Origin of the sequence: Polaribacter sp. Hel1_33_96, from assembly GCF_002846595.1 — a bacterium.
Classification (GTDB): Bacteria; Bacteroidota; Bacteroidia; order Flavobacteriales; family Flavobacteriaceae; genus Polaribacter.
Genome location: NZ_PJMV01000001.1, coordinates 2281085 through 2304634, shown reverse-complemented (window position 1 = coordinate 2304634; position 23550 = coordinate 2281085). Strand labels below are relative to the sequence as shown.

The window sequence follows — 23550 nt, the reverse complement described above, 5'->3', positions numbered from 1 at the left end:
TCAGTTTTTGTGTTATTTTAATTGGTTACATCTTTGTCCAATATTTTTTAATAGAGCCGGCAGCAAAGTTAATAGCAGATAAGGGCGTTCTAAAGTTTCATTTTCCATTCCGGAAAGTCTATGAGTTCTTGAATTATTCCTGATCTTCCATTTAGGCCTTTGTAGCAAACAAAATCTCCAATTTTCGGTTCCATTAGATTCGAAGCGACTCTTTTAGAATTCAATTCTAAGGTTGTTAAATTAGATGTTGTATTGCTATAAACTTTAAAACCTCCTGTCCGACTCAAAATATAATATTGCCTGAATAAAATTCCGAGAAAGATTAATGCAATTCTTAGAAATTTCTTAATCTTGGTGAATAACTGCTCATGTTTAAAGTTACTTTGTTATTATGGCTTGTTCTTAGAATATCAAAAATAAGTGCTATTGGCTCGAATATTTTTTTACTTTCATGTTTATGTCATGCATTAAAAGTGTGAGGAAATTTGTTTAATTTATCATTAATTTTATGGCTGTTAAACGATAAAACTGAATAGTGAAACAATCCACTTATTTGAAAAGTGGACTGCTCACTAAATGGCTAAACTTCAAAATCATAAACCCCCACAGATTGGATTTTTACTGTTGCCAATTCTATATTTTTTTCTCCATGGGTCATGTTGGAATCCAATTATGAACTTTCATGGTAGAAAGATATCAATCCTTGTCTTAATCTTAAACAATAAAGTAAAATACGTTAAATTGTTTCAAAAGAACTTCACGCCTAGGCGTGAATATGGCCATTTTCACGCCTAGGAGTGAAAATTATTTGGTCTAAATTTATTGATAATTACTGTTTTATATACTAGCCGTTGAAGCCCTTGATTCCTACTAGTAACAATGAAAATTTTTTATACTTGGATTCTTTAAGATTAAAATACTCTCACATTCTCGGAAGAGAAGAACCAATTCCATCAATACTTTAATAAACTTTATTAGAGATTTCTTTATTGGTAAGGACGGTGCTTTAAATTAATCATGTTGTGTATTAATTTTATGATTTTATGCCCTTAGCATTATGTTTCAATAAGATTATCAGATAAAATAAAACTCCACAAACAAGATTGCTTGTAGAGTTTTATTTTGCTATAAATTATATTCAATAGAAATTACAACCATTGAGCGTTACATAAATTTCTTAAAATTGTTTTCAAAGTATTTCAGGCCTAAGGGTGAAAAGTTGCTTTGGGTAGAAATTATTTGTAATTATAGCGGTCTATGCTAGCTATTGGAGCGCTTGATTGTCTCCAGTAACAATGAAACTTTTTTATACTTCGATTCTTTGATATTAAAATACTCATACATTCTGCGAAGCGAAGAACCAACGCCATCTGCACTTAAAAAAACTTTCTGGGCAATTTCTTTATTGGTCATTACGGGCTCTACCAATAATACATTTAGCACCTTCCAATCGGTTTCATTTAATTTTCTTTTAATGGAGTGCTCAATTTTTTCTCTAACCAGTTCAAATACAGTAGTAGCAGCTACAACTTGATTTGAACTGTTTTTGAGACGCATTATTTCATCCAACATTGCAGCTCGTATTGCTTTATCTTTTTTGGTTTTAGATCTAAAATAGAAAATAACACAAAAAATGAATAGGGCACAAATTATGACTACGGCAAACGTTCTTTTAAGTTGTGTGATTTTGAGTGCTGCTTTTTCGTTTTCGCTTTTTAGTTTACTTTCAGAGATTCGATGCTCATAGTCTTGTTTTACCAATTCTCTCGTAACGGCTAAACGATCTATTTCTAAGTTTATACTATCTTTATAAACAGTAGAGCGTTCGAGCATTTCTACAGCTAACTTTGAATTATTTTGTGACTTGTAGCCTTTGTAAAGTAGGTTGTATATGTCTTTTTTAATACTATAAAATCCATCATTAGGAAGACGGTTTAAAATAGCTTTTGCTTGTTTTAATGCAGAAGGTATATCGGTTTTAAAGGTAATTTCAGCAAGTATGAATTCTGCCATATCTAAATCCATTTCGGATTTAAGTTCTTTGCTAAGTGCTAAGTTTTTTTGAGCATAATTGGTTGCTTTGTCAAGTTGGTTTAACTTTGTATGTATTATCGCTAAAAATTTAGAAGAATCTTTCATTTTATACTTTATTTCGAGCGACGTAAAATGTTTGAACGCATTTTCAAAATAAATTAGAGCGTCTTCGTATAATTCTTTTTCAAGATAAACCCTTCCAATTAGCTCTTGATTATAAGCAAAAGATTGGTCGTTTGGAAAGTTATACGTATCATGAGCTGTTTGATATTGCTGAAAATATTCTAAAGCTAGGTCATAATTACCTAAATACAGATTGATACTGCCTAAATTTTGTAATACCCAGGCTGCCTCGCTATTCATTTTTAACTCCCTAAAAATAACCAATGCTTCATTTCCACTTTGAACTGCCTCTAGATACTTATATGTTTCCTGAAATAATAGTGCTTTTCTTGAAATTATTATAGCTTCAAGATTACGTTTATTAAGCTCTTTTGCAATTACTAATGCATCATTGAATAGTCTTAAGCATTTTTCATACTCGCGCTTTGGTCCGTATATCAGTGCCGCTCTTATTAGAGATTTACAAATCTCTTCTTTATTATTGTTTTCCTCAGCAAGCTGTTTGTGGTAATTTATGGCTTTTAAAGTAGAATCTGGTTCTTTATAATAATACTTAAAAAACAAGGTGTCTAAAGCCATGAATCTCACAGAATCCGTTTGTTTTACATCTGTATAAATGATTCTAAGTGAATCACGTTGCGAATACACTTTAGAAAAGGAAATACACACTAAGCAACATAAAACTAATTTAAGTTTTATGTTTGTAATATTATATCTATTCTTATTAATATGTCTAGGATTAATCATTTTTTAAAAATTACTCGTTTTTAAGTTTGTTATGTAACAATCATGTTATTAAAAGTACTGAAATTTATTTGATTTGTTTTTTCGATTCTAATGATTTAACAGTTGATTCAGTATGAGAATTCATCAATCATTTTTATGATATGATTTTCAGGGGATTGACTAAAGCGCTGAAACTTGAATTAGATAATTTGTAATTTTTTAAAATTTAAAGGCGTCATTTTCTTAATTTCTTTAAATTTTCTATTAAAATTAGAAATGTTATTAAAACCTGTAATATAAGCAATTTCATTGATAGATATTTCTTTTTTAATCATAATTAGTTTACTAGCATTTTCAATTCGTATTTCATTTAAAAAATTGAAATACGTTTTATTTGTTCTGTTTTTAAAATATTTGCAAAAAGCATTTTTTGTCATGTTTGCTTTATTTGCGACTTCTTGCAAAGTTATTTTTTGATGATAATTTTCTAAGGTGTATTCAAAAATAGTACGCATCCGTTTTCCTTCCATATCAGAATATATTTTTTGATACACAAAACTAGAAAGTGGGGTTGTTTCTGATATAGCTAATAGTTGTAAGATTTCTAAGAAATGCATAAATCGTTTTATTTTAGAAACCTTCTTCATTTGCAAGAAAATAAAAATGATCGCATCAATATTAGATTTTAAAACAAAACCGCGAGAAGATTTCTCAAAAAAAATATCAATTTCAGCAAACTCATCTAATTCAAAAAATGTTTCACCGAAAGAAGATTTTGTGAAAAACAAACTCAACATTTTAGATTTTTGTGCAACATTTTTATCACTTTTAAAAGCATGCGGAATGTTACTTCCTATTACAAAAACACTGCCTTGAGTATAATTACAAATCTTATCGCCAATAAATAAAGTTCCGCTTCCTCTCTCTATAAAACTAATTTGAATTTCATCATGTTGATGTAGTTTATCATAAAATAAAATTTCAATATCTTCCTGATAAATCAATCCAATATTTGCTGGTTTCGGAATTTTAAATGGAAAAACTTTCATCTCTACGAAATTTGTTTCAGTATCTCATAATGAGAAGTTATATAATACAAAAATATTCAAATAAATTACATTAAGTATTAATTTAGATAATATAATATCAAATTAGAGTAATTTAAGGCTATTTTTAAAAACTTGATTTCTTTAATTTTAGCATATATAAAAAAGTATAAAAATGAAATTTAATTGGAAAGGCGTAATGCCAGCCGTAACAACACAGTTTACTTCTACTGATGAGTTAGACATGGAAATGTTTAAAATAAACATCCAAGCACAACTAGATGCTGGAGTTCACGGTATTGTTTTAGGAGGAACTTTAGGAGAAGCCAGCACATTGACAGATGAAGAAGGGAGAAGGTTAACAAAAGAAACGGTTGCCTTTGTAGATGGAAAAGTACCTGTTTTAATGAACATTGCAGAACAGACTACAAAAGCGGCAATTGCTTTGGCACAGACAGCAGCAGCAGATGGTGCAAGTGGTTTAATGATGTTACCTCCTATGCGCTACAAAGCTAGTGATGCAGAAGTGGTAACATATTTTAAAACCGTTGCCAATAGCACTTCTTTGCCCATTATGATTTATAACAACCCAGTAGATTATAAATTATTAGTAACTTTAGACATGTTTCAAGAGCTTTTAGATGCTTGTCCGAATATTCAAGCAGTCAAGGAATCTACCAGAGATACTACTAATATTACCAGAATTAAGAACAAATTTGGAGACAGATTAGCAATTATGACAGGTGTGGACACTTTGGCCTTAGAAAGTTTGGTTTTAGGTGCAGATGGCTGGGTTGCAGGCTTGGTAGACGCTTTTCCGGCAGAAACTGTGGCTATTTATGAGTTGGTCAAAGCAAACAGAATTCAAGAAGCAATTACAATTTATAGATGGTTCATGCCGCTTTTGGAGTTAGATATTCATCCAAAATTAGTGCAATATATTAAAACAGCATCGGTTCATACAGGTATTGGAAATGAATATGTTAGAGCGCCAAGATTAGTGTTGCAAGGTGAAGAAAGAGGGAGGATAGAAAAAATAATTACAGATGCTTTGGCACTAAGACCAACATTACCAGATTATAAAAATTTATAAAGAAGTAGGGTGTTACCCAAAGGTTGGGTTTTTCACTATATCTTTTTATAGTTGTCATTGCGAAGTTTACTTTTTTGTAAACTTTGGAAATCTCTGAATTAAAAGAGATTACTTCGTTCCTCGTAATGACGCTATTTCAAATAGGCTAAAAAAGGATTTCGTTTCAACACCTAACACAAATGAGCAAATCTCAAATAAAATTATGACAGGAAAAAACTATATAGGCAATTTACAATCAGCTAAAGGAGACCATACATTTAAAACCTTTAATCCAGAATTAAACAAAGAAAATGATGCTGTTTTTACAGAAGCTTCATCAGAAGAAATTAGAGAATCCGTAAATTTAGCGTCAGAAGCCTTTAAAGAATACAGTACTATTTCTGGAATAAAAAAAGCAACGTTTCTAAACACAATTGCAGATGAAATTTTAGCTTTAGATGATACATTAATACAAATGTATTGTTCAGAAACAGGCTTACCTGAGGGCAGAGCAAAAGGGGAAAGAGGAAGAACTGTTGGTCAATTAAGAAGTTTTGCAACGTTGGTTGCAGAAGGGTCTTGGGTAGAAGCAACTATAGATACAGCGCAACCAAATAGAGAACCAATGCCAAAACTAGACCTTCGTAAAATGAATATCGCTTTAGGACCCGTGGTAGTTTTTGGAGCCAGTAATTTTCCTTTAGCCTATTCCACTGCTGGTGGAGATACTGCTGCTGCGTTAGCAGCAGGTTGCCCTGTAATTGTAAAATCACATCCAATGCACGCTGGAACCGGAGAATTGGTAGCATCAGCAATTATAAAAGCTGCTGAAAAAACAGGAATGCCTAATGGTGTTTTCTCCAATTTAAATTCAAGCGGAATAGAAGTTGGTCAGGAGCTAGTGTCACATTCAAAAGTAAAAGCAGTGGGTTTTACAGGAAGTATAAAAGGAGGAAGAGCATTATTGGATATAGCAGCAAAACGAGAAGAACCAATACCTGTTTTTGCAGAAATGGGGAGCATCAATCCTGTGGTTATTTTACCAAAAGCTTTAGATAATAGAAATGAAGAAATTGCAAAAACATACGCAGGTTCTATTACTTTAGGAGCAGGGCAATTTTGTACAAATCCTGGTTTAATTTTAGGCATCAAAAGTGATTCTTTGAGTGTCTTTAGAAATCACTTATCACAAGAAATTATGGATATAAATCCTTCTTGTATGTTGCATCCAAATATTAAAAAAGGATACGATGCAAATAAAGATAAAGTAGTTGCTCAAGCTAAAGTGTCCATAACTGCAAATTATGAATCAGATGTTCAAAATAATTATGCACAACAGGCTGTTGTCTCAGTTGACGGAAAATCATTTTTAGAAAACCCAACTTTGCATTTAGAGGTTTTTGGTCCTTTTTCTATGGTGGTTGAATGCGCCAATAAGGAAGAATTAGAAACCATTATTGCAAATTTAGAAGGCCAATTAACAGGTACTATAATTTCTGATAATGATGAAATTACTAATTTTCAAAAAGTAATTGCTGCAATGCAAAATAGAGTTGGTAGAATTATTTTTAACGGAGTTCCAACAGGAGTTGAGGTTTGCGAATCTATGGTGCATGGTGGTCCATATCCTGCATCTACAGATAGTCGTTTTTCTGCAGTAGGTATTACTTCTATAAAACGTTGGGTAAGACCATTTAGCTACCAAAATTGGCCAAATAATCTATTGCCAAAAGAATTGCAAAATGAAAATCCATTAGAAATTTTTAGGTCAGTTGATGGCGCAAGAGTAAAAAATAAAATTTAGTGTATGAGAGTTTTTAAAGTGCTTTTTTTTTTAGTGGTTGTGCTATTCTGTTCCTGTAATGGTTCAGATAAAGTTTGTAATAGTTCTGTCAAAGAATTAGATATAATGATTGAATCTTATGAAGGAAGAGAATCTTATGACAAAGACGAGTATCCTTTGGGGCTATTTACAAGAGAATATTACAAAGCAGAAGCAAAATATGCAGAAGACCAAATGCAATACTTTGGTTGTATTAAAATAAATGAACTTTCTGAAACAGATCAAATTTCAGCGAAGCTGCTAAAATTCGTGTTACAAGATAAAATTGATTATTATAAATTTGAAAGGTTTCTTAATCCTTTGTTGTCGGATTCTGGTTTTCATAGTAGTTTAAATTATCAAATTAGACCTTTAAATAATTATTGGGAAGTAAAAGAATACTTGAGAAAACTAAACAGTTTAACAGAATTTGTAGAACAGCATTTCGTGAATTTAAGAGAAGGTTTAGAAAGAGGGGTTTCGCAGCCTAAAGTGATTTTTGAAGGATATGAATCTACATATAATGATCATATTGTTAATGATTTTAAAGAAAGTCCATTTTATAAACCATTTCAAAATTTGCCAGCTAGTCTGAATCAGAGTCAAAGAGATTCTGTTTTAACAGTTGCAAAAAATACTATTGAGCAAATTGTAGTTCCTGAATTTAAAAGAATCAAAACTTTTTTTGAAACTGAATATTTACCAAAAACAAGAACAACTTTAGGTGTTTCAGAAACCCTAAATGGAAAAGCTTATTATAAAAATAGAATTGATTTTTACACAACAAGTTCTCAATATTCTGCTGATGATATTCACCAAATTGGTATAAGAGAAGTCGCTAGAATAAAAGCAGAAATGCAAAAAATAATCAAGGAACTAAACTTTAAAGGAAGTTTTGCAGACTTTTTTGAATTCTTAAGAACCGACAAACAATTTTACGCAACTTCACCAAAAGAAATTTTAATGATCGCCAGGGATATGGCAAAAAGAGCAGATGCGCAATTGCCAAAATTTTTTAAAACCTTGCCAAGAAAACCGTACGGGGTTGCACCTGTGCCAGATGCAATTGCACCAAAATATACAGGAGGACGTTATGTAGGTACTTCGAAAAATAACACAGAGCCCGGTTATTATTGGGTAAATACGTATGATTTACCAAGCAGAACTTTGTATACTTTGCCTTCTTTAACCGTGCATGAAGCGGTTCCTGGTCATCATTTACAAGGAAGTTTAAATAACGAATTAGGAGATTCAATTCCCCAGTTTCGTAGAAATTTATATTTATCTGCTTATGGTGAAGGGTGGGGTTTATATTCTGAGTTTTTAGCAGATGAAATGGGAATGTACACCACTCCTTACGAACAATTTGGAAAGTATACGTATGAAATGTGGCGCGCTTGCAGATTAGTGGTAGATACAGGAATTCATGCAAAAGGATGGACTAGAGAACAAGTTGTAACGTATATGTCAGAAAACACAGCGCTTTCTTTACATGAAATTAATACAGAAACAGACAGATACATTTCTTGGCCTGGACAAGCCTTGTCTTATAAAATTGGCGAATTAAAAATTAGAGAATTGCGTACAAAAGCCGAAAAAGAATTAGGAGATAAATTTGATGTTAGAGATTTTCACGAAGTAGTTTTAGAACAAGGCACAGTTACGTTAGCAATTTTAGAAGGTAGAGTCAATAATCATATTAACAAAAGAAAAAATGAGTAAGCATACTTTTGTTTGTATAGACGCGCATACTTGTGGAAATCCTGTAAGAGTAATTAAAAGCGGAGGACCAAAACTAATTGGGGAAACAATGAACGAAAAACGTTTGCATTTTTTGAAAGAATATGATTGGATTCGTAAAGGTTTGATGTTTGAACCAAGAGGTCATGATATGATGAGTGGCTCAATTTTGTATCCACCTCACAATCCAGAAAATGATTTTGCTATTTTATTTATAGAAACTTCCGGCTGTTTACCTATGTGTGGTCATGGAACCATCGGTACCATTACTATCGCCATTGAAGAGGGGTTGTTTATTCCAAAAACTCCGGGTAAAATAAAAATGGAAGCACCTGCAGGGTTGGTAGAAATTGAATATCAGCGAACAAATGATAAAGTAGATTGGGTAAAATTAACGAATGTAAAAAGTTATTTAGCAGCAGAAAATTTAAGCGTAGAATGTCCTGAATTGGGAGAAATTACTTTTGATGTCTCTTATGGTGGAAATTATTATGCCATTGTAGATCCACAGAAAAATTTTAGTGGTATTCAAGATTTTACAGCCGCAAAAATTATTCAATATTCACAAGTTGTTAGAGATCGGATTAACGAAAAATATCCAGATAAATTTATACATCCAGATCATGAAAGCATCAAAAATGTAACACATTTATTATGGACAGGAACACCAATTGATGCAACTTCTCATGGAAGAAATGCTGTTTTTTATGGTGATAAAGCTATTGATAGAAGTCCTTGTGGAACAGGAACATCTGCAAGATTAGCACAATTGTATGCTCAAGGAAAACTAAAAATTGGTCAAGAATTTATTCATGAAAGCTTTATTGGTAGCACTTTTACAGGCGTAGTGGAAGAAGAAACACTATTAGCTGGAAAATCAGCAATTATCCCCAGTATAAAAGGTTGGGCAAAAATCTACGGGAAAAATATAATTACAATTGATACCCAAGATGATCCTTACGCTTTGGGTTTTCAGGTGATTTGATGGGTGAAATCAAATCATTATAAAGATATTTTAGAATCTATTGAGCATCTTAATTTAAAAATAAAATGGCAAAAAGTGTAATCATTATAGGTGGTGGTATTATAGGTTTATGTTCAGCCTATTATCTTCAAAGAGAAGGACATAAAGTAACTGTAGTTGATAAATCAGATTTTACATCAGGTGCATCTTATGTAAATGCAGGTTATATTACACCAAGTCATATTATTTCTTTAGCTGCACCAGGAACGATTAATAAAGGCATCAAGTGGATGTTCAATTCAGAAAGTCCGTTTTATGTAAAACCAAGATTGAATTATGATTTTCTAAAGTGGAGTTGGGCTTTTAAAAAATCGGCAACAGCCCAAAAAGTAGAGAAAGCAATTCCTGTGATAAAAGATATTAATTTATTAAGCAGAGAATTATATGAAGATTTAAAATCTTCTGGTGATTTTGATTTTTTTTATCAGCACAAAGGTTTGTTGATGTATTATCAAACAGAAAAAGCAGGCGAAGAAGAATGGAAAGTGGGCCAGAGAGCAATTCAAGAGGGTTTAAAAGTAGAAAACCTATCAAAAGAACAAGTTCAAAAAATTGAAAAAAATGTAGACTTAAATATCAAAGGTGCTGTCTATTATCATTCGGATGCGCATATGACGCCCAATGAGTTTATGCCGCAATTAAAAACCTATTTAAAAAAGAACGGAGTAAGTATATTAGGCAATGAAGAGGTGTTAGATATTATGGTTGCTAATCAGAAAATAACAGGAATTAAAACAACCAATCTTCATATAAAATCAGATGAATTTGTAATTGCTACAGGTTCTTGGTCGCAAAATTTAGCAAAGAAATTAGGCGTTGATATTCCTATTCAGGCAGGAAAAGGATACCGAGTGAACACAAAAAGTGAGACAAATATTACCATTCCAGCTATTTTAATGGAAGCAAAAGTAGCTGTAACGCCTATGAACGGATTTACACGTTTTGCAGGAACTATGGAAATTGGCGGAATAAATGATATCATAAATCCTGTTCGTGTCGATGCAATTGCCAAAGCCGCTGAATCTTATTATCCTAATTTAAGGGTTAATGAGCAGGAAAAAGAAGCGGCAAAATGTGGTTTAAGACCTTGTTCTCCTGATGGATTGCCATACATAGGCAAATCATTTAAATGTAAAAATGTAACTTTTGCAACAGGTCACGCCATGATGGGTTGGAGTTTAGGTCCAGCTACGGGTAAATTGGTTTCAGAAATTATTTCAGATAAAAAAAGATCTTTAGACTTAAGCCCTTTTCATATAGATAGAAAGTTTTGAGTTTAAAAATCGATATTAAATTTTCAATGTATTAATGATAACACATAAACACGCACACCGTCACTACCTAAAAAGCATGACCGAGGTAATCCCAAGATTAAGACTACAAATAAAAATATTGCCATGTCGTATCTCCGTGTAATAACAAATTAATGACAACTACAAGTAGGCGTTGTAAAACTATTGGTTTTCATATTTACAGGCACTCCTTGATTATAACCATCCATTTCAAAATAAAATTTGCTTCTTTTTGTCTTGTAATTTCCAATTTCATTCATGGTATTTACATCGTACAAACGTCCATTCACCATTGTGTATATTACAGAATTTGAGTTTTTAATATTCTCTAAAGGATTTTTATCCATGATAATCAAATCTGCTAATTTCCCCTTTTCTAATGAACCCAACTCATCAGCAACACCAATATAGCCAGCACCATTTATAGTAGCTGCTTTTAGGGCTTCATGATTACTCAATCCTCCTTGTTGTAACATCCATAATTCCCAATGCGCGCCTAAGCCTTGCAATTGGCCATGTGCACCTAAATTTACTTTTACACCTTCATCTGCCAAAGCAGTAACCGTTTCCGAAGTTAAAATATGTCCGTTTTGATATTCCTCTTCAGGAATCATAATTCTATGTCTAGATCTGGCATCAACCACATATCTTGGTGTATATTTTAAAAGTGTTTTGTTTTCCCAGACATTACTTTTTTGATACCATTCCATCTCTCCATTCATTCCTCCATAATTTACGATTAGAGTAGGAGTATAACCAGTTTTACTGTTTTTCCAAAGTGATAAGACATCTTTATACACTGGATTTACAGGAATATTATGCTCAATTCCGGTATGTCCATCAAAAATCATACTCATGTTTGAGTAGAAATTAGAGCCACCTTCAGGAACTACATTTACGCTTAGCTCTTTAGCAGCTTGCATAATTTGCTGACGTTGTTCTCTTCTGGGTTGATTATAACTTTTAATAGATTTCGCGCCAAAAGCTTTGGTTCTTGCAATTGCAAAACGCGCATCCTCTAAACTATTTACAACAGCTTTAAAATCGCCTTCTGCACCATATAAAATAAATCCTGTAGAAAATAGTCTCGGTCCCACTATTTGACCGCTTCTTTGCAATTCTTCTAAGGTAAAAGCAGCTGCTGTATGAACAGAAGGATCATGAGAAGTAGTAACGCCAAAAGCTAAATTTGCATAAAACTGCCAATGTTTTTGAGTGCTTAATCCGTTTCTAAAAGCACCAACATGAGCATGTACATCTACCATTCCTGGCATAATGGTTTTTCCATTCATATCAAATACTCTTGCATCTGAAGGAATAGTAATAATACTTGTTTTACCAACTTTTTCTATTTTGTTTTTGTTGATGATAATCGTTCCATCCTCAATCACTTCATTCCCATCCATCGTAATAATTCGGGCATTCTTAAAAGCAATTCTTCCCTCAGGAATGTCAGATTTCTCTTTTAAGTTAATTTTAATGCCAGTGGCTTTATCCGCCGTTAAGTTTGTTTTTGCAAAAGGATTAGTAGTATTATTTACAATAGATTTTGAGAAATATTCATCACCCAAAGTCCAGTGTATTTTTTTGTTATTTGCGGACCAATGCAAATTGATTCCTGCATTTTTAGACAAACTTTCTACTTTGAAAGATTTTGTATTTTGATCTACGTTAATTTCACTTCCATTCATCACAAAAGGAGCAACGAATAATTTATGTAAATGAATAAAAGCAACGAATTTGTTGTCTTCGCTGGGTACTAATCTATTGGCTAATTTGGATGAAAAATGACTTCTTTCTTCCTTACCATTCAAATCAACACTTTTTAATTTTTTTGTCAATCCTCCAAAAAATGAACCTCCTGTTTGAAAGAAAATTCTTTTATCATCTGAAGAAAAAGCGGGAAATTCACCATTTTTTGATATTCTTTTTGGTGACGTTCCGTCTGCGTTTGCAATGTAAATTCCTGTTTTTTTAGTATAATCAAAACCTTGGTCTCCATTTCCTGATTCTTTTCTGTACACAATTTTAGAACCAGCACTGTTAGAAGAAGGAGTTCTATAAATTCCTTTTTCTTGGGTAATTTTCTTCAAATCAGAACCATCGATGTTTACTTGGTAAATTGCACCTAAGTTTTCATCATTCCAAGTTACAAACAGCACTGATTTGCCATCTTCAGTGAAATTAGGTTCTGCCTCAAAATCAGATAAACTTGTAATTCTTGTAGGAATTCCTTCGGGTAATTCTTTTTTATAAATATGCCCTAGAGAAGTAAATATTAACGTTTTTCCATCAGCAGAAGTTTGTGCATTTTTAATCATTTTTGAAGTGAAATTTTCTTCAAAAACTTTTCTTTTTACACGATGTGTTTTAGCTAATTTTATTTCTTGATTTACTTGAAAAGGAATATTTGAAATTTGTTTTGTTTCAATATTAATTTTATTAATTTTTCCTTGTGCCCATGCAATCAAATCTTTACTATCTGGCATCCAAGCAAAATGAGGATATACCCCAAAAACAGCCCAAGCTTCACTTTGATCTTTACTTAAATGCTCATAAATAGGCCATTCTTTACCAGTTTCTAATTCATGAATATACAAAACCGACTTTGTTCTTACTCGTTTTACAAAGGCCAATAATTTACCATCTCTTGAAACTACTGGTCTTGCAGCTCCTCCGGGACCGCCCGTAATTCTTTCTGTTTTCCCTGTTTGAAAGTTATATTGATTAATGACGTAAATCTGTTTGTTTGGATCTTTGTTGTATTGGAAAAATCCTCCGGGATACATGTCTTCAGCATAATATAAAAATTTACCATCTGGAGATACAGAGGGATCATTTACATCTTGTTGGTCATTTTTTCTTTTTGTGATTTGCAACCCTGCTGATCCAGAAAGTGGATATTGCCACATCTCCCCAGCACCCACAGAGCGTGATGAGGTAAAGTGTTTTCTTGCAACCAGAGATTTTCCATCTGGTGTCCAAACAGCATTGTTTAATAATCTGAATTTTTCTTTTGTGATAGCTTTTGCGTTTTTACCATCTGCAGTCATTACCCAAATATTATTACCACCTTCAGCATCACTTGTAAAAGAAATATATTTTCCATTAGGGCTAAATCTGGGCTGAACTTCATAAGATAAACCTGAACGTAAAATGGTGCTTGTTCCGCCAGAAATAGGCATTGTATAGATATCACCTAGCAAATCAAAAACAATGGTTTTTCCATCTGGAGAAACATCTAAATTCATCCAGGTTCCTTCAGTTGTTTTTAAATTAAAAGTATTGTATTTCCAATCCTTATGAGGATTGTTTACATCCCATTTTTTGGAATTTTTAGTTTCTTTTTTTTGTGATAAAACACTCAGTGAAAATAAACATAGAACAAGTATTAAGTGAATTTTACGCATATTTATGGGTTTTGTTATTTATTTTTAAAGGTATGATTTATATTTTAATGTTTATTTTTTATGAAGTCTTCATTAAAAACTTTTTTTAAGTAAAAAAGTATCTCTTTGGCATTTTCTTTTGTAAATGTAAGTGGAGGTTTTATTTTGATGACGTTATGATCTGGACCATCAGAACTCATTAAAATTCCATGTTTTTTCATTCTATTGATAATGTAATCTGTTTGTTCTGCAAGCGGTTTTAAATGTTCATCTACCAATTCAAGGCCTAAAAATAAACCTTGACCTCTAACATCCCCAATAATTGGAAATTTTTTGGATAGTTGTTTTAATTCAGACTTTAAAAATTTACCAACATTCAAAGCATTTTCTTGCAATTTTTCTCTTTTTACTTCTTGTAAAACTTCAGTTGCAATCGCACAAGAAACAGGGTTTCCGCCAAAGGTGTTAAAAAACTCCATGCCGTTTGCAAATTTTTCAGACACTTCTTTTGTACACGCAACCGCTGCAATTGGATGCCCATTTCCTAATGGTTTTCCAATAGTTACAATATCGGGCACGACATCGTGTAACTGAAATCCCCAAAAAGTTTTTCCCATTCTTCCAATGCCAGTTTGTACTTCATCAGAAATACAAAAGCCACCCGCCTTTTTTACTTTTTTGTACGCTTGCTGCAAAAACTCTTTTGGTAATTCAATTTGTCCTCCACAAGAGATAATAGGTTCTATTATAAAACCACCAACTTTTTTGTTTTGTTGATGAATTTCATCAATTAAAAATTGCACTTCTCGTGCGTATTTATCTGCAGTATGTTCTCCTCTATATTTCCCTCTAAAAGCATCAGGAATTGGAAAAATATGGGTGTTTTTAGGTTTTCCTTTTCCGCCTTTTCCATCAAATTTATAGGAAGAAATACCTATCGTACCATTTGTGTTTCCATGATACCCATGTTCACTAGCCATAATTTCATCAGAATTTGTACACGTTTTAACCATTCTAATAGCGAGCTCATTTGCTTCACTTCCTGAATTTACAAAATGTAAAAATGACAATTCTTTGGGGAGAGTTTTGAGAATTTCTTTCGCTAGTGTATTGATGTTTTCATGTAAATAACGGGTGTTTGTATTTAATAAGGCCATTTGATTCTGACCTGCTTTTACAACTTTAAAATTTTCATGACCAACATGTGCTACATTGTTTACGGTGTCTAGATATTTGCGTCCAACAGCATCAATTAAATATTGATTAGTACCTTTTACAATGTGTAATGGCGTTTTGTATTGTAAACTCATGCCTTTGCCTAAATGCTGTTTTCTAAAAGCTAAAATTTCATTAGAAACAGGAATTAAATTTTCTTTAAAACCATCAATTTTAAATAACAAATTCGGATTAGGACATAGACTCTTCCAAACGTCAGTTTCGTTAAAGTACCCAACTCCAGGAAAGTCTGTTTTGTAATCTAATAAAGACAACATTACTTGAAAATGTAAATGAGGTGCCCAATTTCCGTTTTCAGGATAATTGGCTAAAATTGATATTTGCTCTCCTTTTCTAATGGTATCGCCAATTTGGTGTTTTAGAACACTTTTAACAGTATTATGTCCATATAAGGTGTAAAAACTAAAATTTTGTTGACGATGTTTTAAAATTACTAAACCTCCATATTCCTTATTGCCAGCATCATCAACAGCAACAACAACTTCACCATCAAAAAGCGCATGAACTGGCGTGTTCTCTGCTAGCCAAAAATCGATTCCTAAATGAATTGTTCTGCTTTGTTTGCCGTAATTACCAACCGTGTCATATTCTGTAGAGGTATATAAATTTCTTGGTTCTAAATAACCACCCGCTAAAATTTTATTTGGAACTTCTTTCTGTAATTGATCAATTTTAAATTGAAATAAATCTAAATTATTAAACTCTTGTTGATGACCGGGAAAAGTACTAGAAACACTTAAGTCTAAATGATGGATTTCATTTCTATTTATTGAAGGAAAAAGTTCTGATAATTTAAACGTATTGTTTTGTGACCATTTTTCAAATTCAGTTTCATTCGGGTGTGCAGAAAAACCACATGCAATTCTAAAACTAAAATGGGCAAAATCGTCAGAAATTTCGTGCCATTTATATAATACTTCCCAAGCTGGTTTTTCGCTAATCCATAGATAATCGTTGTCTGGTTCCTCAATTTTACTCATAGCAGCTCTGGTAACAATAATTACAAGCCGCATGGCAATGGCATTAAATAAATGAGCTAGCTCTTTTTCTAATAAAGGAAAAGAATTATGATAGCCTTTTATAAATGCAAGAGCCGCTTCTAAAGGATCATGATGACCCATTGCACCATAGGCACAGAGTATTGCTAGATCATTAATGGTTTGTGTGTGCATGGCATCTCCATAGTCTATTGCTGCCTTTGCTTTTGGTTGCAATAGGTTATTGGTAACAATAATATTATTGTCATTTGGATCATTGTGTATAATGCTTTTTCTTAAACTGGTATAGGAGGGTTGATAGGCTTCAAACTTATGTTGAAACAGCATTAATATTTCTTTTTCAGGAGCTTCAAATAAATGTAGGTGCTTTTTTGTCCAAAGAGATTGGGCAATATCCCATTCAAAATTATAATGCGCTTCTGGATGCTTAAAACCTTGCAATGCTTTTGTTAAAATACCACATTGCGTTCCAATACTGCAGCGTAAATCTGCGGATTGTGGATTTACAGCACTCCAAACTTTTCCAGAAACCCAGGTGAGTAAACGTACACAACGCGTTTTGCCGAAACGATCTTTAATTTCAGAAATTAAATTGTTATTTTTATCTGTAACCGCTTTTGGAGCAATTAATTTTTCACCACTATGCTCAATAAATTGCAATAAGTGCTGCTGGTATTCTAGGTACTTTTTGTTTTCTTCAACTCTAGAAATTTTTAGAATATAGCCTTCTTCATTCTCTATTTTAATTCTAAAATTAAAATCAACATAACCGGGTAAAGAAGATGCAGTTCCTTTGATATTAAACAAGTCAAAAAGAATTTTTTCTGCTTCTGCTATGGTTATTTTCTGTTGAGCGTAATTCATAATTTAAAAATAGGATAAAGTTGAATAAAAACCCTTTTTATTCTTTGTAAATTTGTTCTAAATATAGCAAGATTATGAATGTAAAAGGGAACATTGTAGATATTCTTAATAAAAGAATTTTTAAAGGTGAAGTGATTATAGAAAATGGAAATATTTCGGCTATCCGAGAAGTAAATCACGCAGTAGAAAATTATATTTTACCGGGTTTTGTAGATGCTCATATTCATATTGAAAGTTCCATGTTAGTGCCCTCTGAATTTGCAAAAATTGCTATTGTACACGGAACGGTAGCTACGGTTTCTGATCCGCATGAAATTGCCAATGTTTTGGGCGTAAAAGGAGTTGATTTTATGATTGAAAACGGAAAGAAAGTTCCGTTAAAATTCAATTTTGGAGCGCCAAGTTGTGTGCCTGCCACTTCTTTTGAAAGTGCTGGTGCTGTAATTAATGCTGATGATATTAAATTGATGATGGAAAACCCAAATATCAAATATTTGGCAGAAATGATGAATTACCCGGGTGTTTTGTTTGATGATACGGAAGTATTAAAAAAAATTCAACATGCAAAAAACAACAATAAACCCATCGATGGTCATGCTCCAGGCTTAAGAGGAGATGATGTTAGCAAATATATTGCTGCAGGAATTTCTACCGATCATGAGTGTTTTACCTATGAAGAGGCTTTAGAAAAATTGCAAAAAGGAATGAAGGTGCTAATTCGTGAAGGGAGTGCCGCAAAAAACTTCGAAGCTTTAATTGATTTGTTGCCAGTACATTTTGAAAATATGATGTTTTGTTCAGATGATAAACATCCTGACGATTTGTTGTTAGGGCACATTAATCAATTATGTGAACGCGCAGTTGCCAAAGGAATTGATGTTTTTAAAGTGTTACAGGCGGCTTGTGTAAATCCTGTAAAACATTATAATTTAGAGGTTGGTTTGTTGCAAAAAGGAGATGCTGCCGATTTTATTTTAGTTGATAATTTAAAAGAATTCAATGTTTTAGAAACCTACATTAACGGAGAATTAGTTGCTAAAAACGGAGAAAGTTTTGTGCAGTCTGTTCCTTTTGATGTTTTGAATAATTTTGATACTGATACAAAGAAAGTAGAAGATTTTAGATTTGCATCGTCATCCGAAAAAATTAGAGTCATTGAGGCTTTAGACGGAGAATTGGTGACGAATGAGATAGCAGCAGATTCTTTAATTATAGATGGAAATTTAGTTTCAAATGCGGCCACAGATATCTTAAAAATGACCGTTGTAAATCGATATAAAAATGATGTACCAGCAATTGCTTTCATTAAAAACTTCGGAATTAAAGAAGGTGCCATTGCAAGTTCTGTAGGGCATGATTCTCATAATATTATTGCCATTGGAGTTTCTGACGAAGCGATTTGCAAAGCTGTAAATTTAATTATCGAAAATAGGGGAGGCGTTTGCGCCGTAAATGCATCTGAAGAAAAAATTGTTTCCTTACCAGTAGCCGGAATCATGTCAGATAAATCTGCTGAAGAGATTGGAAAAGCTTATGCAGCATTAGATGCAATGGCAAAACAAATGGGAAGTACATTGCGCGCGCCTTATATGAGTTTGTCTTTTATGGCGCTTTTGGTAATACCGTCTTTAAAGTTAAGTGATAAAGGATTGTTTGATGGCACCAAATTTAAATTTACTTCTTTGGAAATAGAATAACTATTTTGACATTCCCGATATTTTACTATGTTTAGTACAAGCTTCTTGGGAACGACAAAACTAATTTAAAACACTACTTTTGCCAACATCAACATAAAAAAATATAATGAGTTTACAACAAGATTTACAAACTAGAAGTGGAAACCAGTGCGAATTGTGCGCGTCAACAAATAATTTATCAATTTACGATGTAAAACCATCAATTACGGGTGGAGGTGGAGTTGATGGAAGTTTGTTAGCGTGTGAAACTTGTAGTATCCAAATTGATAATGTTGATGATACAGATGCAAATCATTGGCGCTGTTTAAACGATTCTATGTGGAGTGAGTTCAGAGCTGTAAAAGTAGTTGCTTGGAGAATGTTGTCTCGTTTAAGAAATGAAGGTTGGCCAAAAGATTTGTTGGAGATGATGTATATGGAAGACGATGATTTACGTTTTGCAAAAGAATCTGGAGATCATTTAGATGATAGTGAAAAAATCATTCACAGAGATGCTAATGGCGCTATTTTACAAGCTGGAGATTCTGTGGTTTTGATTAAAGACTTAAAAGTAAAAGGTTCTAGTTTAGTTGCAAAACAAGGAACTGCAGTAAGAAGAATTTCCTTAGATCATGAAAATGCTAAATATATAGAAGGTAAAGTTGGTCCCACGCAGATTGTAATCATCACTGATTATGTAAAGAAAATGGCTGAAAAAGAGTAAACGGTTTAAAAGAATTCACTTTTATATTCCCAAACCTTTCCTAAGAATAAAACTAGATACATTGCGGCTATTGAAAATTTAATAGTAGCAGAAGCTAAAAAACCTACAAAGGCACCAAATGAAGCTTTTAAAGCTCTATCGGTGTCTTTACTGTCGTGTATTAATTCTCCGAAAAAAGCACCAAAGAAAGCACCTAATAACATTCCAAAAGGAATCGGTGATAGCAATCCTATAATTAAACCAATTGTGGTGCCATATACCCCATATTTTGTACCTCCAAAATGTTTTGTTCCGATGGCAGGAATAAAATAATCAAAGCCCCATATGAATGCAGCAATGGCTAAAGTGATTCCTAGAAATGTCCAATCTAAAGGAATAATTTTTGTCATGTATAATAGCAATAGGCCTATCCAACTTGTTAAAGGTCCGGGTAAAACGGGCAAGAATGAACCAATAATCCCTAGTATTAGAAATACAAGTCCTATTAGTATTAAGAAAATATCCATTGTTTATTTTGTTGTTTTGAATGCTGGATTTTTGTGGGGCACGACGTAATCTGTTTTTAATACTTATTTTTAATCAGATTATTCCAATTATTTTTCTTAAGGAACAACGATTTCTATTCATATAACTCTTTTATGAGGCTTTTGTTATATCTTCTAAACTAAAAAATCAGTTTAGACTTCCTTTTTAGTGCTATTTGTTAAGTTAACTATTTAGGTGAAGGTCAATAGGAAATGATATCTATAAAATATTTAAACCTGGTTTTAAAACATCAATTGGGGAACTTGTATTTAGACTGCAGATAAGAGCATAATTTGCCGAAAAATTTCGAAAAAGTAGAATAATAACTAGTAACAACGGATCATTCTAGAAAGAAGAAGATTGGTGAAAATAAAGGGTCAAAATTACCTCGACTGCGGTCTATAGAATGTTTATTTAGAACGAACAAAAACTTGGAGAAAAGTAAGAAGGAAAAAAGAAGAAAGAAAAAATAAAAATTGATTTGGTATTTTTTAATTCACTATTTTCACATAATAATTTAAAATGATGTTTTTGCGTTTTTTTTCTTTTTTATTAATAGTTGTTTATTGTACTTCCTGCGATAAGTTACCTTTTTCAAAAAAGGATAAAAAGCAAGTATTAGATACCATTGTTGACTTTACCTCAGTTGATTTTTCTCCGTCTTTTAAAGTATGTGATTCTCTTATTGATAAAGCTAAAAAATCCAATTGCTTTAGAAATACCATTCACAAAAAAATAGGAGAGGAGCTGCAGAAATTTCCTTTTACGGTAAAAGATTCTATCGATGAAGTTGTTTTTATGGACGTTGTAATTAATTCAAAAGGAGAAATTATTCTTCAAGAAATTTCCTCCACAGAGAACTTAAAACAGCAATTGCCTCAATTAGATAGTATACTTAAACAAAGTGTTCAGAAATTATCTGCTATTTATCCAGCTATTAAAAGAGGAATTCCAGTAACTACAAAGTATAGATTACCTATTCGGATTTCGTTAAAAGACTAATTGCTATTTTACAATAAAGTGATGAGGTTCTATTTGTAGAATCAAGCTCATACAAAATGCAACTGTGTTGCTTAGTTCAACATATCCCAAAGTTTATCTTTCAATTCTTGCAAACCAATTTCAGCTACCGATGATATAAATAGAGCATCCACACCTTTTGGCAACTCCGCTTTTATTTCTGCTTTCAATTCATCATCTAACATATCTGTTTTAGAAATGGCTAACAATCTATCTTTATCTAATAACTCAGGATTGTGTTTTTTTAGTTCATTCAACAAAATCTCATATTCTTTGTTGATATCATCACTATCCGCAGGAATTAAAAATAACAAGGCAGAGTTACGTTCTATATGTCTTAAAAAACGATGACCTAATCCTTTTCCTTCTGCAGCACCTTCAATAATTCCAGGAATATCTGCTATTACAAATGTTTGATGATTTCTGTGTTCTACAATTCCTAAGTTTGGTTTTAGGGTTGTAAAAGCATAGTCTGCAATTTTAGGTTTTGCAGCTGTTAAAACGGATAATAAAGTTGATTTTCCGGCATTTGGGAAACCAACTAAGCCAACATCAGCCAATAACTTTAATTCCATTCGAAACCAACCATCTAATCCATCAATACCAGGTTGTGCATATCTAGGTGTTTGATTTGTAGATGATTTAAAATTCCAGTTTCCAAGACCACCTTTTCCTCCTTTTAATAAAATTACTTCTTTTTGATCTTCCGTAATTTCTAAAATAATTTCGTCAGTATCAGCATCTCTAATTACTGTGCCTAAAGGAACATCAATATAAATATCTTCTGCATCATGACCTGTACTTCTACTTGCACTTCCTGCTCCTCCACCTTCAGCTCTAAAATGGCGTTTAAACTTTAGATGAAATAACGTCCACATATTTTTATCTCCACGCAAAATAATGTGTCCTCCACGACCGCCGTCTCCACCATCAGGTCCACCTTTGGTAATAAACTTTTCTCTGTGAAGATGCACAGAACCTTGTCCGCCTTTTCCCGAGGAAGCGTATATTTTTATGTAATCGACAAAATTTCCTTCAGTCATTTTTTCTGTGTATGCGTTTGTTTGTTATACTGTCTAAGAATAAAAGTTTAGTTATAAAACAATTTATAAAGTATTAAATACTTTTGAAATTCGTTGTGTAATTTCTTCAATAGAACCCACACCATTAATTCCATAGTATTTATTTTGAGCTTCAAAATAATCTTTTAAAATAGCTGTTTTAGTATTGTATTCGTTAAAACGATTTCTGATTTTTACTTCATCAGTATCATCTATTCTACCGCTAGTTTTTCCTCTCTCTAATAAACGAGTTACTAAGGTATCTTCCGGCACTTCTAAAGCCACCATTCCGTTTATTTGTTCACCTTTTTGAGCTAAAAAAACATCTAGAGCTTCTGCCTGAGATTCTGTTCTTGGAAAACCATCAAAAATAAAACCTTTCGCATCTGCATTTTTTTCAACTTCAGCCTTTAGCATATTAATGGTAACTTCATCAGGTACTAAATCTCCTTCATCCATATATTTTTTGGCTAACAAACCTAATTCAGTTTTGTTTTTAATGTTGAAACGGAAGACATCACCAGTAGAGATATGTACTAAATTGTAAATATCTTTTAAAAATTCTGCTTGTGTTCCTTTTCCTGCTCCTGGAGGACCAAATAATACAATATTTTTCATTTTTGGTTGTGTTGATAATTGATATATTGCTGGGTAATTTCTACCTAAATTATTGTAATCTAAACCGTAACCAACAATAAATTTATCTTCAATACTTTTTCCGATATAATCTATTGGTAATTCTTTTCTAAATACATCTGGCTTAAAAAATAGCGTTGCAATTTTTAATTGTTTTAAGTTCTTGTCTCTAAATATATTGTAAATTTCTTGAAGCGTATTACCAGTGTCTATAATATCTTCTAATATAATTACAGTTCTTCCTGTTAAATCTTCATTAATACCAACTAGCTGTTTTACGTCTTCTGTAGAAGAAGTGCCTTCATAGGAGGCTAGTTTTACGAATGAAACTTCACAGTTTCCATTAAATTCTCTAATGAAATCTGCAGCAAAAAGAAAACATCCATTTAAAATTCCAATAAATAGAGGAACTTCATCTTTTGGTAAATCTGATTTTACTTGTTGGGCTAGAAATTTTACAATTGCAGAAATTTCACCTTTATGGATGTAAGGTTTAAAGTATAAGTCGTGAAGTTTAATAATTTTCATGAGAATACAAATAT

At 32.4% G+C, this 23550-nt stretch carries 16 protein-coding genes; 8 read left to right on the top strand and 8 right to left on the bottom strand.

Annotated features, from left to right (window positions below; translation table 11 throughout):
• Window positions 1–89: 89 nt before the first annotated feature.
• The 3 genes from ATE90_RS10000 to ATE90_RS09990 all read right to left on the bottom strand — a co-directional run bounded on the left by ATE90_RS10000 (window position 90) and on the right by ATE90_RS09990 (window position 3932).
• Window positions 90–287, bottom strand: a complete 198-nt coding sequence (locus tag ATE90_RS10000) for a hypothetical protein (protein ID WP_036787437.1) — start codon at window positions 285–287, stop codon at window positions 90–92.
• Between the two features lie 973 nt (window positions 288–1260).
• Entirely contained in the window at window positions 1261–2736 is a 1476-nt protein-coding gene (locus ATE90_RS09995) for a tetratricopeptide repeat protein (RefSeq protein ID WP_036787434.1), read from the bottom strand.
• 347 nt (window positions 2737–3083) lie between these two features.
• Complete coding sequence (locus ATE90_RS09990; RefSeq protein WP_036787431.1) at window positions 3084–3932, bottom strand: AraC family transcriptional regulator; 849 nt, start codon at window positions 3930–3932, stop codon at window positions 3084–3086.
• A gap of 172 nt (window positions 3933–4104) precedes the next feature.
• On the opposite strand from ATE90_RS09990, the gene ATE90_RS09985 reads away from it, so the two are divergent.
• From ATE90_RS09985 to ATE90_RS09965, 5 genes are all read left to right on the top strand, one after another.
• The gene (locus ATE90_RS09985; RefSeq protein ID WP_036787428.1) at window positions 4105–5022 is read left to right on the top strand and encodes a dihydrodipicolinate synthase family protein; all 918 of its coding nucleotides are present in this window, start codon (window positions 4105–4107) and stop codon (window positions 5020–5022) included.
• A gap of 199 nt (window positions 5023–5221) precedes the next feature.
• Window positions 5222–6805 (top strand): aldehyde dehydrogenase (NADP(+)), encoded by a 1584-nt coding sequence (locus tag ATE90_RS09980; protein WP_036787425.1) that lies wholly within the window; start codon window positions 5222–5224, stop codon window positions 6803–6805.
• Window positions 6806–6808: 3 nt separating this feature from the next.
• A complete protein-coding gene (locus ATE90_RS09975) occupies window positions 6809–8545 on the top strand; it encodes a DUF885 domain-containing protein (protein WP_101451354.1) in 1737 nt (578 codons plus the stop codon).
• On the top strand, window positions 8538–9548 hold the full coding sequence (locus tag ATE90_RS09970; protein ID WP_036787420.1) for a 4-hydroxyproline epimerase: 1011 nt from the start codon (window positions 8538–8540) through the stop codon (window positions 9546–9548). The genes ATE90_RS09975 and ATE90_RS09970 overlap by 8 nt, the downstream gene beginning before the upstream one ends.
• Before the next feature lie 65 nt (window positions 9549–9613).
• Window positions 9614–10861: an NAD(P)/FAD-dependent oxidoreductase gene (locus ATE90_RS09965; protein ID WP_101451353.1), complete on the top strand. Its 1248-nt coding sequence runs from the start codon at window positions 9614–9616 to the stop codon at window positions 10859–10861.
• Between the two features lie 149 nt (window positions 10862–11010).
• On the opposite strand, the gene ATE90_RS09960 is transcribed toward ATE90_RS09965, so the two are convergent.
• Both ATE90_RS09960 and ATE90_RS09955 read right to left on the bottom strand, forming a co-directional pair.
• A complete protein-coding gene (locus ATE90_RS09960) occupies window positions 11011–14289 on the bottom strand; it encodes an amidohydrolase family protein (RefSeq protein ID WP_101451352.1) in 3279 nt (1092 codons plus the stop codon).
• Between the two features lie 44 nt (window positions 14290–14333).
• Complete coding sequence (locus ATE90_RS09955; RefSeq protein WP_101451351.1) at window positions 14334–17366, bottom strand: aminotransferase class III-fold pyridoxal phosphate-dependent enzyme; 3033 nt, start codon at window positions 17364–17366, stop codon at window positions 14334–14336.
• Between the two features lie 74 nt (window positions 17367–17440).
• Between ATE90_RS09955 and ade the strand changes: the two genes are divergently transcribed.
• Complete coding sequence (ade, locus tag ATE90_RS09950) at window positions 17441–19063, top strand: adenine deaminase (protein ID WP_036787407.1); 1623 nt, start codon at window positions 17441–17443, stop codon at window positions 19061–19063.
• Window positions 19064–19169: 106 nt separating this feature from the next.
• The gene (locus tag ATE90_RS09945) at window positions 19170–19766 is read left to right on the top strand and encodes a PhnA domain-containing protein (RefSeq protein ID WP_101451350.1); all 597 of its coding nucleotides are present in this window, start codon (window positions 19170–19172) and stop codon (window positions 19764–19766) included.
• A gap of 5 nt (window positions 19767–19771) precedes the next feature.
• Here the strand turns inward: ATE90_RS09945 and ATE90_RS09940 are convergent, their stop codons facing one another.
• Window positions 19772–20272 carry a DUF456 domain-containing protein gene (locus ATE90_RS09940; protein ID WP_036787401.1) on the bottom strand — a complete coding sequence of 167 codons (501 nt, stop codon included), beginning with the start codon at window positions 20270–20272 and terminating at the stop codon, window positions 19772–19774.
• A gap of 544 nt (window positions 20273–20816) precedes the next feature.
• On the opposite strand from ATE90_RS09940, the gene ATE90_RS09935 reads away from it, so the two are divergent.
• Entirely contained in the window at window positions 20817–21293 is a 477-nt protein-coding gene (locus ATE90_RS09935) for a hypothetical protein (RefSeq protein WP_036787399.1), read from the top strand.
• 71 nt (window positions 21294–21364) lie between these two features.
• Here ATE90_RS09935 and obgE read toward each other — a convergent pair whose 3' ends face one another.
• Together obgE and ATE90_RS09925 are read right to left on the bottom strand one after the other, a co-directional pair.
• Window positions 21365–22354 carry a GTPase ObgE gene (gene obgE / locus ATE90_RS09930; protein WP_036787396.1) on the bottom strand — a complete coding sequence of 330 codons (990 nt, stop codon included), beginning with the start codon at window positions 22352–22354 and terminating at the stop codon, window positions 21365–21367.
• A gap of 63 nt (window positions 22355–22417) precedes the next feature.
• A complete protein-coding gene (locus ATE90_RS09925; protein WP_081958188.1) occupies window positions 22418–23536 on the bottom strand; it encodes an adenylate kinase in 1119 nt (372 codons plus the stop codon).
• Window positions 23537–23550: the final 14 nt, after the last annotated feature.

Coding starts and splice junctions, on each gene's coding strand:
- ATE90_RS09995 (WP_036787434.1), bottom strand. CDS start 2,736: ATGGCTTTAGACACCTTGTTTTTTAAGTATTATTATAAAGAACCAGAT.
- ATE90_RS09990 (WP_036787431.1), bottom strand. CDS start 3,932: ATGAAAGTTTTTCCATTTAAAATTCCGAAACCAGCAAATATTGGATTG.
- ATE90_RS09985 (WP_036787428.1), top strand. CDS start 4,105: ATGAAATTTAATTGGAAAGGCGTAATGCCAGCCGTAACAACACAGTTT.
- ATE90_RS09975 (WP_101451354.1), top strand. CDS start 6,809: ATGAGAGTTTTTAAAGTGCTTTTTTTTTTAGTGGTTGTGCTATTCTGT.
- ATE90_RS09970 (WP_036787420.1), top strand. CDS start 8,538: ATGAGTAAGCATACTTTTGTTTGTATAGACGCGCATACTTGTGGAAAT.
- ATE90_RS09965 (WP_101451353.1), top strand. CDS start 9,614: ATGGCAAAAAGTGTAATCATTATAGGTGGTGGTATTATAGGTTTATGT.
- ATE90_RS09960 (WP_101451352.1), bottom strand. CDS start 14,289: ATGCGTAAAATTCACTTAATACTTGTTCTATGTTTATTTTCACTGAGT.
- ATE90_RS09955 (WP_101451351.1), bottom strand. CDS start 17,366: ATGAATTACGCTCAACAGAAAATAACCATAGCAGAAGCAGAAAAAATT.
- ade (WP_036787407.1), top strand. CDS start 17,441: ATGAATGTAAAAGGGAACATTGTAGATATTCTTAATAAAAGAATTTTT.
- ATE90_RS09945 (WP_101451350.1), top strand. CDS start 19,170: ATGAGTTTACAACAAGATTTACAAACTAGAAGTGGAAACCAGTGCGAA.
- ATE90_RS09940 (WP_036787401.1), bottom strand. CDS start 20,272: ATGGATATTTTCTTAATACTAATAGGACTTGTATTTCTAATACTAGGG.
- ATE90_RS09935 (WP_036787399.1), top strand. CDS start 20,817: ATGTTTTTGCGTTTTTTTTCTTTTTTATTAATAGTTGTTTATTGTACT.
- obgE (WP_036787396.1), bottom strand. CDS start 22,354: ATGACTGAAGGAAATTTTGTCGATTACATAAAAATATACGCTTCCTCG.
- ATE90_RS09925 (WP_081958188.1), bottom strand. CDS start 23,536: ATGAAAATTATTAAACTTCACGACTTATACTTTAAACCTTACATCCAT.